We start from the raw sequence: 11,326 nt of genomic DNA, 5'->3' as shown, positions 1-11,326 counted from the left end.
GGGAGTTCCGCCAGGTCGGAGCGCCGCGACGGCGCGCCGGGTAGCCTGCGACAGGACCGGCACGGGCGTGCCGCCGAGCCGTCGTGTGCCCGTTCGGGTTCCCGTCCGTCGCGGATCGTGATCGCGAACGGCGGTGGGCCGGACGGAGCAGGCGGGGAGGCGGAACGCCGGGCGCGCCACGGCGATACACACCGTGAGCGCCGTCCCCGGTACGGCGTTGCTGGTACGGCGGAGGTGTGAGCGAGATGCTGGATGTCCGGGTGTCCGAGGGCACGGACACGGAGGCGCTCGTCGCGTTCGTCGAACGGTTGGCGGGCAGCGGGCGCGGTGGACCGGCGGTACGGGCGGCGACGACCCGGATCGTCGGCGACCTGCGCGCCGAGCGGGTGCCCGCGGGTCTGCGGATCCTCTCCGCCTCGCTGAACTCGCCGGTCCCGCCGCGGCCGCGGTCCGCGGGCGACGAGACCGAGACGCTGGCCGGCGTGCTCGGCGACGAACCGCTGGTCGTGCTGTCCGACACCGGGACCGACGAGCTGGCCCGGGCGCTCGCCGAGCTGGCCGACCAGGGCATGCGGATCCTGCTGACCGGCGCGGACGCCGAGCGGCTCGGCGCGGTGCGCGCCGCGCTCCCGGCCGCACTCGGCGGGCGGATCGTGGACCGGCTGCCCGGGCTCTCCTCGATCGACCTGCGCCGGCTGCGCCGGCTGCTGGCGACGGTCGGCCGCGACCGGTCGGCCAGGGCGGACCAGGAGCTGCCCCCGGAGGGCGCGCTGCCGTCGCACGCCGAGGTGGCGGCCTGCTGCCGGCGGGCCGACCGGGTGGTCGACGGCACCGACGGCACCGACGGCGACGGGAGCGGTGAGGCGCGGGTGCTCCCGGGCCTGCTGCGCGATCTCGACGCCGAGCGCCGCGCGGCCGTCACCCAGGTCGCCCGCTGCGTCGTCGGCTCGCTCGGCTCGCTGGCCGGCGAGCCGGACGCCGATCGGCTGCGCGACGTGGTCGGCCGGCTCGTGCACGGCGGGCTGCGCTCCGAGTTCGAGTCGCTGCAGGGGCTGGCCGCCCGCCAGCGCGACGACCGGGTGCGTTTCGCCGCCGGTCCGCCGGTGCAGGTGCTCGAGCCGCTGCCGGAGGGCGGCGACGACGTGATCCGGCACTACCTCGACTATCTCGACGGCGGCGGCCGCATCCGGTCCTACTTCCGGCCGCAGCCGCAGCGCGACGCCGAGCCGATGCTGGAGCGGTTCCGGGTGGCCGGCGGCGAGCCGTACACCTACGACCACGTGGCCGCGATCGTCAACCACCTCGACCTGGCCCGCCGGGACGACGAGATCGCCCGCCTGTGCTCGCTGCTCGGGCTGCCGATCCCCCGCTCGGCGGACGAGCTGCCGGAGCTGACCGACACCCTGGACCGGATCGCCGCGACCGCGCGGTCGGTCGGCGCGCTGCGCCACGACGTGCTGTTCCTGCAGCAGAACTCGCCGGTGTCGGTGCCCGACCTGGAGACCGCGGAGCGGGTCGGCCGGGCCATCGTCGACTACGACGAGCACGGCGACCCGGCCGAGGCGGTCGACGAGCTGGAGCGGTTCGCGCAGGCGTGCGAGGGGTCCGTGCCGTTCGGCGCGATGGCGCCGGAGCACGCCGCGGCGGTCGCCGCCGTCCGGGCCCACGACCCGGACGCCTACGCCGAGGCGCTCGGCGAGATCGGCCGGGCCCGCCGCGAGGTCGCCGACCGGCACGAGCTGGACACGCTGCTCGGCGAGCTCGCCGGGACCCACCGCGACCTGGCGCTGGCCTGGGCCGCGCAGGCGGCGCGGGGCGCCCGCGGGTTCGGGCTCGTCGCCGTCCCGTCCACCGACGACCTGCTCGCCGCGCTGCCGCCCGCCGACTCCACCGACGTCGTCGTGGTGCTGGGGACCGGATCGATGCAGGCCGACGGCCTGCTGCTCACCGCGGCCGCACCGCGGATGCTCGCCGTCGTCGGCGACGAGCCGCGGGCCGAGTCCTCCGGGACCACCCTGCTGGAGGTGCTGAACCAGGCGTCGGCCCGGTTCCTGCGCGGCACCGGGATGGCGGAGCCGGCCGGCCCCGCCCCGGACGAGCACGCGGCGGTGCCTGCGGTGCCGCCCGCCTCGTCGGTGCCCGAGCAGCCCGGCCCGGCCGACGAGCGGTCCGGGCCCGAGGTGCCCGCGCCGCGTTCGGCGTCGGCCGGTCACGACCAGCGGCCCTCCGCCCCGTCGGCGATGGCCCCGGCGGCCCGACCGGCGGGCCCGGGCGGCGACGAGCGTTAGGCGCTAGCCCGATCCGACCGCGCGGATCCCGTCCGCCACCCGGTCGAGCAGCTCGAACGGGTCGTCGGCCGGTGGCCGGACGCGTTCCCACCGCTCCCCCGAGCCGGGGGCGGCGGGGACGTAGAGCGTCCACCGGCCCGGTTCCGGGTCGTCGGCCCGCAACCGGGCCAGCGAGGTCGACGACCAGGCGGCACCCAGCTCGGGGAACGCGGGTGGTCTGCGGTCGAGGATCGTGACGGTGCCGCCGGCCGTGGTGTAGCCGATCCGGCGGCGTCCGCGCTGCGGCTCGGGGACGAGCCCCGCACACCACGTGGCGAGCTGCTCGCGCACCTGCTCCGGGACTCCCATGCGGGCACATGGTCCCCGATCCGGATCCGTCCGGAAAGTCCCTCTCCGGTCGCAGCCCTCCACCGGAGGTCGTAACCGCGGATGGGCACCCGCGCGCGATGTGGGCGGGACCGCTCGTCACCAGGCTGGAACCCGGGACGACCGGCGGCGCCCGAGCCGCCGGCGCCGCGACGGGAGGACAGCCGGATGCGCCGGAGCAGGATCTGGTCACCTGGACGGGGGGCACCGGTCCGCCGGGCCCTGACGACCCTGGTCGCAACCGGTGTCGCACTGCTCGTGGCCGCGGGGTGCGCGGCACCCGCACCGGTGGACCCGGGACCGCCGCCGGTACCGGCCGCCCCGGTCACCGCGGACCTCACCCGGGCCGACGTCGACGCCTGGCTGGACGGCCTGCTCCCGGCGGCGCTGGAGCGCTCCGGCATCGCCGGCGCCGCGGTCGCCGTGGTGCACGACGGCGAGGTGCTGACCGCACGCGGCTTCGGCCACGCGGGCAGCGCGCCGGTCGATCCGGATCGGACCCTGTTCCGGGTCGGCTCGGTGTCCAAGGTGGTCACCGCGACGGCCGTCCTGCAGCAGGTCGAGCAGGGCCGGATCGACCTGGACGCCGACGTCCGGCAGTACCTCGACTTCGCGCTCCCGTTGCGGTTCGATCCGCCGGTCACGATGCGCCACCTGCTCACCCACACCGCCGGCTTCGAGGAGCGGGTCCGTGGACTGATCGTGCACGGCGAGGAGTCCCCCGATCTGCGGACCGCGCTCGTCGAGGACCCGCCGGAGCAGGTGTTCGCCCCGGGCACGACGCCCGGCTACTCCAACTACGGCTACGCGCTCGCCGGGTACGTGGTCGAGCGGGTCACCGGCACACCGTTCGACGAGCAGGTCCGCCGTGCGGTGCTGGAGCCCGCCGGGATGAGCTCGTCGACGTTCGCCCAGCCGCTGCCGGCGGAGCTGCGGGACCGGCTGTCGGCCGGCTACCTGAGCACCGACGGTCCGCCGATGCCGTTCGAGACGGTCGGGGTCGCCCCGGCGGGTTCGCTGACCGCGTCGGCGACCGACATGGCCCGGTTCGTCCGGGCGCTGCTCGACGAGCCCGGCGCCGGATCGCTGCTCGCCCCCCGGACGGCCGAGCTGATGCGTTCCCCCGGGCTCGGCCCGGACACCCTGGGCACCTTCGCGCAGGGCCCCCGGATGACGCTGGGCATGTTCGACGAGAGCCGCAACGGCCGGCAGGTGCTCGGCCACGGCGGCGACACCACCCAGTTCCACTCCCACCTGCAGGTCTATCCGGCCGAGCGGACCGGCGTGTTCGTGTCGCTGAACAGCACCGGGCGCGGCGGGATCGACACCCTGGAGATCCGGCGGGCGCTGCTGGACGGCTTCGCCGACCGCTACTTCCCGGCGGGCGGCGATCCGGCGCCGCCGGTCACCGGCGCGGACGCGGCGGCGGTCGCCGGGACCTACGAGTCCACCCGGGCGTCCTACAGCACCTTCCTGTCCGCGCTCGGCCTGGTCGGGCAGACCGAGGTGACGGCCCGCCCGGACGGCACGCTGCTGGTGACCCCGGGGCCCGGGAGCGCCCAGCCGGTCGGCTATCGGGCGATCCGGCCCGCGGTCTGGCAGGAGATCGGCGGGCAGCGGGTGCTGACCACCCGCACCACCGGCGACCGGGTCACCGGGATCGGCTTCGAGTCCGCCTTCACGCTGCAGCGGACCGGCCCGTTCCGGGACGCGTCGATCGCCGTGCCGGTGCTCGCGGCGTCGGTCGTGACCCTGCTGGTGGGCCTGCTCGCCTGGCCGGCCGGGGCGCTGCTGCGCCGCCGCGGGATGCCGGCGCGGGCGTCGCTCGGCCGGGCCGACCGGATCCTGCACCTGCTCACCCGGTTCGCGGCCGGCTGTGCACTGGTCGCGCTGGCCGGCTGGACGGCCGTGGTGAGCCTGGTCAGCGGCCTCGCCGAGGTGCCGGTGCCGCTGCTGCACGGGCTGCAGGCGGCACAGTGGATCGCTCTGAACGGGACCCTGGTCGCGGCGGCCGCCGTGGTCACCGCGGTGCGCGGCGGCGCAGGCCGGTGGCAGGTCGGGGGCCGGATCGGGCTGCTGCTCGGCCTGGCCGGGGTGGCCTGGATCGCGATCGCGTTCGGGCTGTTGTCCAGCAGTGTCGGATACTGAGCACCGTGCGCCCGTCCGCTGCCGGTCCGGAACCGGGTCCCGCCCGGGGCGGGCTGCCCGAGCGGTTCGACGCGCTGCTCACCGCGGCCGGCCTGACCGGCCCGTTCCGCCGGGACTGCGCACTCGGGGTACTGGTCGCCGGGCTGATGGCGGCCACGATCGGGCTGCTGGGCACCGGGATCGACCCGGAGGTCCGGTTCGAGCCGCCCCGGCTCGCGGTGCTGCTGGTGCTCACCACCGCGCAGGGCCTGCTGCTGGCGCTGCGCCGCACCGCCCCGGTGCTCTGCCTCGGCGTCGTCGTGGCCCTGCAGGTGGTGGTGTTCGCCGTGCTGCCCGATGCCCTGACCCTGCGCGGCCCGGCGCCGCTGGTCGCCGCCTACACCTGCGCGGTGCTGCTGGCGCCGCGCCGGGCGGCCCGGGTGGTCCTGGCGGCCGCGGCGGTCGAGACGGTCGGTTTCGCCGTCCTGCTGTTCCCGGTCCCGTCGGCCGGTGCGCTGGTGCTGCCGGTGCTGTCCCAGCTCGCCTCCGCGGTGCTCGTCTACGGGGTGGCCGTGCTGGTCGGCGGCTACGTCGCGGCCCGGCGCGGCTACGTCGCGCTGCTGCGGGCCCGGGCGGCCGAGTCGGAGCGGGCGCAGCGCAGCCGGACCGACGACGCCGTCCGGCGGGAGCGTTCCCGGATGGCCCGCGAGCTGCACGACGTGGCCGCCCATCACCTGTCCGGGATGGTGGTGCAGGCGGCCATGGTGGAACGGCTGGTCGATCGGGACCCGGAGCAGGCGCGCCGGATCGCCGGCCGGGTCCGGGAGCAGGGCCGGGAGACGCTGCGCGACCTGCGGATGGTGGTGGGCGCACTGCGCGAACCCGGCACCGCGGGCCCGCTGCCGGAGGACGACGCGCCGGTGCCCGGTCTCGCCGCCCTCGACCGGCTGGTCGCGACCACCCGCGAGCTGGGCACCCCGGTCGTCGTGGAACGCCGGGGCGAGCTCCCGGAGCTGCCGCCGATCGCCGACGTCGCGGGCTACCGGGTGCTGCAGGAGGCGCTGGCGAACGCCCGCGAGCACGCGCCCGGAGCGGCCGTCCGGATCGGGCTGGAGCACGCCGGGGACGAGCTGCGCGTCGAGATCGTCAACGACCCCCCGGCCGTTCCCGCGGCGGACGCCCCGGCCGGTCCGGGCGACGACCGCGGCTTCGGCCTGGTCGGCATGCGGGAACGGGCGCAGCTGGTCGGGGCGCGGTTCGAGGCCGGGCCGACCGGGCCGGGAGGATGGCGGGTGAGCCTGGTGCTGCGGGTGGAACCGGAGGTGGCCCTGTGATCAGGGTGGTGCTGGTCGACGACCAGGCCGTGGTGCGGGCCGGGTTCCGGATGTTCCTGGAGCTGGCCGGTGACATCGAGGTGGTCGGCGAGGCCGCGGACGGGGCGGAGGCGGTGCGGCTGGCCCGGCGGCTGGCCCCCGACGTCGTCTGCATGGACGTCCGGATGCCCGGTGGCAACGGCCTGGTCGCGACCCGGGAGATCGTCGCCGGGGACCCGCCGGTGCCCGCGGTGCTGGTGGTGACCACGTTCGATCTCGACGAGTACGTGTTCGGCGCGCTGGAGGCGGGGGCGAGCGGCTTCGTCCTGAAGGACACCGACCCGGACGACCTGGTGCACGCCGTCCGCCGGCTGGCCGCCGGGCACGGCCTGGTCGATCACACGGTGACCCGGCGGGTGATCGGCGAGTTCGCCCGGCGCCGCCCGGCCGCGGGGCCGGTCGACGGGCCGGTCGCGGACCTGACCCCGCGGGAGACCGAGATCGTCCGGCTGCTGGCCGGCGGCCTGTCCAACGCCGAGATCGCGGCCGAGCTCGTCGTCGAGACGAGCACCGTGAAGTCGCACCTCGGCCGGGCGATGACGAAGATCGGCGCCCGGGACCGGCTGCAGACCGTGGTGTGGGCCTACCGCACGGGCGTCGCGACACCCGGCTGAGCCGCCCGCGCCGGGTAGCGTCGCCGCTCATGGCACAGCAGCACGAGGTCAGCCGGTTCGGGCACGTCGATCCGGAGGGTCTCCCGCCGGACCTGGCCGAGCGGGTCGGCGCGATCGCCGAGAAGTCCGGCTTCGTCCCGAACGTGTTCCGGGCACTCGGGAGGCGGCCCGCCGAGCTGCGCGCGTTCCTGGACTACCACGACGCCCTGATGGAGCCCGCCCCCGACGCGGGCGGGCTGTCGAAGGCGGAGCGCGAGCTCGTCGTCGTCGCCACCTCGGGGGCGAACAGCTGCACCTACTGCGTGGTCGCGCACGGGGCGATCCTGCGCATCCGGTACCGGGACCCGGAGATCGCGGACCGGGTCGCGACCAACCCGTACGCGGTGCAGCTGTCGGACCGGGAGCGGGCGATCGTCGATCTCGCGCTGGTCGTGGCCCGGCAGTCCGAGTCGCTCGACGAGGCCGATCTCGACGCCGCCCGGGACGCCGGCCTGACCGAGGACGAGATCTGGGACGTCGGCGCGATCACCGCGCTGTTCGCCATGTCGAACCGGCTCGCGCACCTGACCGCGCTGCGCCCCAACCCGGAGTTCTTCCTGCTCGGACGGGTGCCGCGCGGCTGAGGGGGGAACTTCCTGCCCGCAGCGCCGCGTTCCCCTACCGTGGGCTCGACAGCCCGCGGCACGCCGAGTTGCCGCGACCCGTCACGGAGGTCCGTCACGATGTCCCTGTTCCGACGACTCGTCGTCCTGGCCGGCGCGGCCGAGGCCGCCCGCCGCTACGCCCGTTCCAACCCGGACAAGGCCGGGAAGGCGCTGGACTCGGCCGCCCAGTTCGTCGACAAGCAGACCGGTGGTAAGTACACCAACCAGATCGCCGGCGTCGCACGCAAGGCGAAGGACGCCGCAGGCATCCCGCAGCCCGGCTACGGCTACGGGACGCCCGGCACCACCCCGCCCGCGCCGCCCGCGCCGGGCAACGGGCAGCAGCCCGGCGGCGCTCAGCAGCCGCCCGCGTTCCCGCCGCCGAACCCGGGCAACCAGCAGGGTGCCTGAGTCCGCCCGCGACCGGCCCCGGCACCGTGACGGTGCCGGGGCCGTCGCATGTGGACACCCGGTGGGCCGCGCCGCACGAGCTGTCCCGGCGCCCGATCCCGTGCCAGGATCGGGGACGACGCAGGAGCGTCCCTGACCCGCCCACCCGTGCGGGTCACGGCGCCGACACCGCCGGCCGGTCACCCCGGCCCGGCGACACCGAGGAGGTACGCCGTGGAGGAACCGCAGGCGTGGGTACCGGGGGATCCGCGGTCGCGGCCCAGCCGCGAGCAGGTCGTCGCCGGGCTGAAGGGGGTCGACGAGGGCGGGGTCGAGCTCGTCCAGCTGCTGACGCCCGAGGGCGAGCGGGTGCACCACGAGCACTTCGACCGCTACACCGCCGACGTGACCCTGGACGACCTCAAGTCGCTCTACCGGGACCTGGTGCTGGTCCGCCGCGCCGACCGCGAGGGGAACTCGCTGCAGCGGCACGGCGAGCTCGGGATCTGGGTGCCGCTGCTCGGCCAGGAGGCCGCGCAGGTCGGCTCCGGCCGGGCGCTGCGCCCGACCGACATGTGCTTCCCCAGCTACCGCGAGCACGGCGTCGCGTGGACCCGCGGGATCGACCCGACCGAGCTGCTCGGCATCTTCCGCGGCACCGACCACGGCGGCTGGGACTTCACCGGCCGCAGGTTCCACCCGTACACCATCGTGATCGGCAACCAGTGCCTGAACGCGGCCGGCTACGCGATGGGCCAGCGCTTCGAGGGCAGGGTCGGCGACCCGGACACCGGCGAGGCGACGATCTGCTACTTCGGCGACGGCGCCACCAGCCAGGGCGACGTGCACGAGGGCTTCGTCTGGGCCGCCGCCTACGACGCGCCGCTGGTCTTCTTCTGCCAGAACAACCAGTGGGCGATCTCGGTCCCGCTGGAGCGCCAGACCCGGGTGCCGCTCTACCAGCGCGCCCGCGGCTACGGCTTCCCCGGCGTCCGGGTGGACGGCAACGACGTCCTCGCCTGCCTCGCCGTCACCCGCTGGGCGCTCGACGAGTGCCGCACCGGCAACGGGCCGGTCCTGATCGAGGCGTTCACCTACCGGATGGACTCGCACACCACCTCCGACGACGCCACCCGCTACCGGCTGGCCGACGAGGTCGAGCTGTGGAAGCTGAAGGACCCGATCGAGCGGGTCCGGGTGCATCTGGCCCGCCGGCACGGCGTCGAACAGGAGTTCTTCGAGGCGGTCGACGCCGAGGCGAACGAGCTGGGCGAGCGGCTCCGCGCGTTCTGCCGGGCGATGCCGCAGCCGGGCCCGGAGCGGATGTTCTCCGAGGTCTACGCCGAGGCGTCCCCGCGGGTCGACGCGCAGCGCGCGGAGTACCTCGCCTACCACGCCTCCTTCACCGGCGAGGGGGAGCAGGCATGAGCACCACCACGATGGCGAAGGCCCTCAACGACGGGCTGCGCGCCGCGATGGAGCGCGATCCCAAGGTCCTGATCATGGGTGAGGACGTCGGCAGGCTCGGCGGCGTCTTCCGGATCACCGACGGGCTGCAGAAGGACTTCGGCGAGCAGCGCGTGCTGGACACCCCGCTGTCCGAGTCCGGCATCATCGGCGCCGCGATCGGGCTCGCCGTGCGCGGCTTCCGGCCGGTCTGCGAGATCCAGTTCGACGGGTTCGTCTTCCCCGGCTACGACCAGATCGTCTCCCAGCTCGCCAAGCTGCGGTACCGCACCCAGGGCACGGTGCCGGTGCCGGTCGTCGTCCGGATCCCGTTCGGCGGCGGGATCGGCGCGGTCGAGCACCACTCGGAGTCGCCGGAGTCGCTGTTCGCGCACGTCGCGGGCCTGAAGGTGGTCGCCTGCGCCACCCCGGCCGACGCGCACTGGATGATCCAGCAGGCGATCGCGGGCGACGATCCGGTGATCTTCTTCGAGCCGAAGCGGCGGTACTGGGAGAAGGGGACGGTCGATCCGGACCTCTCCGCGGCCCCGCCGCTGCACTCGTCGCGGGTGGTCCGCCCCGGCTCGACGCTCACCGTCGCCACCTACGGACCGATGGTGAAGACCTGCCTGGAGGCCGCGACCGCGGCCGCCGAGGACGGCCAGGACCTGGAGGTGATCGACCTGCGCACGCTGTCCCCGCTCGACCTGGGGCCGGTCGCGGAGTCGGTGCGCCGCACCGGGCGGCTGGTCGTGGTGTCCGAGGCACCGTCCGAGTCCTCGATCACCTCCGAGGTCGCCGCCCGGATCCAGCAGGAGTGCTTCTTCTCGCTGGAGGCCCCGGTGCTGCGGGTGACGGGCTTCGACACCCCCTACCCGCCGTCCCGGCTGGAGGACGACTACCTCCCCGACCTGGACCGGGTGCTGGACGCCGTCGACCGTTCGCTGGCCTGGTGAGGGACCCCGATGACGCGTGAGCTGTTCAACCTGCCCGACGTGGGCGAGGGACTGACCGAGGCCGAGATCGTCACCTGGCGGGTCGCTCCGGGCGACACGATCCAGGTCAACGACGTGATCGTCGAGATCGAGACGGCGAAGGCGGCGGTGGAGCTGCCCTCGCCGTGGGCGGGCACGGTCGGCGAGCTGCTGGCCGAGCCGGGCGCGACGATCGAGGTCGGGACGCCGATCATCGCCATCGACACCCCCGGTTCCGGTTCCGGCGGGGCCGTCGAGGAGGAGGCCGGCGCGAAGATCGGTGAGGCGGGCAAGGACGGCCGGATCGCCACGCTGGTCGGGTACGGCCCGCGGCAGGGTTCGGTGCGCCGCCGGCCACGGCGCGCGCCCGGTGCTTCCGGCGTGCCCGGTGCTTCCGGCGAGCCCGGTACTGCCGGCGAGCCGGGTGTTTCCGGCGCTCCCGGTGCGACCTCCGCTGCGCCTGCCGGTGCGCCGGGCTCGCCCGCGCCCGGCGGGGAGCCGGGGTCGCCCGCGTCCGCGCCGCCGGACGTCCCGGCCGGGGTGGCCGCGGCCGCCGCGGTGGGGCCCGGTGAGGCGGCGGACGTCCGCGCCGAGGTGCCCGGGGCGGGCCCGGGCGGTGCGGTCGCACCCGGGGCCCACGGCACCGCCCCCGACACCGCCGGCCTGTTCGATGAGTCCGGCCCGGCCGAGCCGGTCGGCACCGGCACCGGTACCAGCAGTGCGGTCGGCACCGGCGCCGGCAGTGCGCCCGGCACCGGCACCGGCATCGGTACCGGCAGTGCGGTCGGCGCTGCGGGCCCGGTCGCGGCGCTCGTGCCGCTGGCACCCCCACCGGTCCGGCTGCTCGCCCGGGAACTGGGCGTCGACCTGCGCGCGGTGACCGGGACCGGCCCGCACGGCCGGATCACCCGCGACGACGTGCACGCCGCCGCGGCCGGATCAGCCGCCCCGGCCGGAGCCGGAAGCCCGGCAGCCACCGGAACCCCGGCCGCCACCGGAACCCCGGCCGGGACCCAGGCCGTCACCGGGGGCCCGGCCGCAGCCGCGGCGCCGGGCGCCGGGGCCGCCCCGGTCGCCGCGACCGCCGCCCCGGTCGCCGGGGCG

Annotated in this window: 10 protein-coding genes; 9 read left to right on the top strand and 1 reads right to left on the bottom strand. The window is 76.1% G+C overall.

Going from position 1 to position 11,326, the window contains the following annotated elements:
- Positions 1-236 precede the first annotated feature (236 nt).
- Entirely contained in the window at positions 237-2,288 is a 2,052-nt protein-coding gene (locus ABD160_RS32800; protein ID WP_344030497.1) for a hypothetical protein, read from the top strand.
- 3 nt (positions 2,289-2,291) lie between these two features.
- Here the strand turns inward: ABD160_RS32800 and ABD160_RS32795 are convergent, their stop codons facing one another.
- A complete protein-coding gene (locus ABD160_RS32795) occupies positions 2,292-2,636 on the bottom strand; it encodes a DUF3024 domain-containing protein (RefSeq protein ID WP_344030493.1) in 345 nt (114 codons plus the stop codon).
- A gap of 186 nt (positions 2,637-2,822) precedes the next feature.
- Between ABD160_RS32795 and ABD160_RS32790 the strand changes: the two genes are divergently transcribed.
- The 8 genes from ABD160_RS32790 to ABD160_RS32755 form a co-directional block, all read left to right on the top strand.
- Positions 2,823-4,802, top strand: coding sequence for a serine hydrolase domain-containing protein (locus ABD160_RS32790; protein ID WP_344030490.1), 1,980 nt, complete (start codon positions 2,823-2,825; stop codon positions 4,800-4,802).
- 5 nt (positions 4,803-4,807) lie between these two features.
- Positions 4,808-6,115, top strand: coding sequence for a sensor histidine kinase (locus tag ABD160_RS32785; RefSeq protein ID WP_344030487.1), 1,308 nt, complete (start codon positions 4,808-4,810; stop codon positions 6,113-6,115).
- A complete protein-coding gene (locus ABD160_RS32780) occupies positions 6,112-6,768 on the top strand; it encodes a response regulator transcription factor (RefSeq protein WP_344030484.1) in 657 nt (218 codons plus the stop codon). Before ABD160_RS32785 ends, ABD160_RS32780 begins: the two co-directional genes overlap by 4 nt.
- Before the next feature lie 29 nt (positions 6,769-6,797).
- Positions 6,798-7,391, top strand: a complete 594-nt coding sequence (locus ABD160_RS32775) for a peroxidase-related enzyme (RefSeq protein WP_344030482.1) — start codon at positions 6,798-6,800, stop codon at positions 7,389-7,391.
- Between the two features lie 99 nt (positions 7,392-7,490).
- A complete protein-coding gene (locus ABD160_RS32770; protein ID WP_344030479.1) occupies positions 7,491-7,823 on the top strand; it encodes an antitoxin in 333 nt (110 codons plus the stop codon).
- 213 nt (positions 7,824-8,036) lie between these two features.
- Entirely contained in the window at positions 8,037-9,230 is a 1,194-nt protein-coding gene (gene pdhA / locus ABD160_RS32765) for a pyruvate dehydrogenase (acetyl-transferring) E1 component subunit alpha (RefSeq protein WP_344030476.1), read from the top strand.
- Positions 9,227-10,204 (top strand): alpha-ketoacid dehydrogenase subunit beta, encoded by a 978-nt coding sequence (locus ABD160_RS32760; RefSeq protein WP_344030474.1) that lies wholly within the window; start codon positions 9,227-9,229, stop codon positions 10,202-10,204. The genes pdhA and ABD160_RS32760 overlap by 4 nt, the downstream gene beginning before the upstream one ends.
- 9 nt (positions 10,205-10,213) lie before the next feature.
- On the top strand, positions 10,214-11,326 hold a 1,113-nt coding region (locus ABD160_RS32755), incomplete at its 3' end, for a biotin/lipoyl-containing protein (protein ID WP_344030471.1).

Source organism: Pseudonocardia kongjuensis (assembly GCF_039526905.1).
Classification (GTDB): Bacteria; Actinomycetota; Actinomycetes; order Mycobacteriales; family Pseudonocardiaceae; genus Pseudonocardia; species Pseudonocardia kongjuensis.
This window is presented reverse-complemented; position numbering and strand designations above follow the sequence as displayed.

Bases quoted from the DNA above. Each gene is read 5' to 3' on its own strand.
- ABD160_RS32795 (WP_344030493.1), bottom strand. From the start codon at position 2,636: ATGGGAGTCCCGGAGCAGGTGCGCGAGCAGCTCGCCACGTGGTGTGCG.
- ABD160_RS32790 (WP_344030490.1), top strand. From the start codon at position 2,823: ATGCGCCGGAGCAGGATCTGGTCACCTGGACGGGGGGCACCGGTCCGC.
- ABD160_RS32775 (WP_344030482.1), top strand. From the start codon at position 6,798: ATGGCACAGCAGCACGAGGTCAGCCGGTTCGGGCACGTCGATCCGGAG.
- ABD160_RS32770 (WP_344030479.1), top strand. From the start codon at position 7,491: ATGTCCCTGTTCCGACGACTCGTCGTCCTGGCCGGCGCGGCCGAGGCC.
- ABD160_RS32760 (WP_344030474.1), top strand. From the start codon at position 9,227: ATGAGCACCACCACGATGGCGAAGGCCCTCAACGACGGGCTGCGCGCC.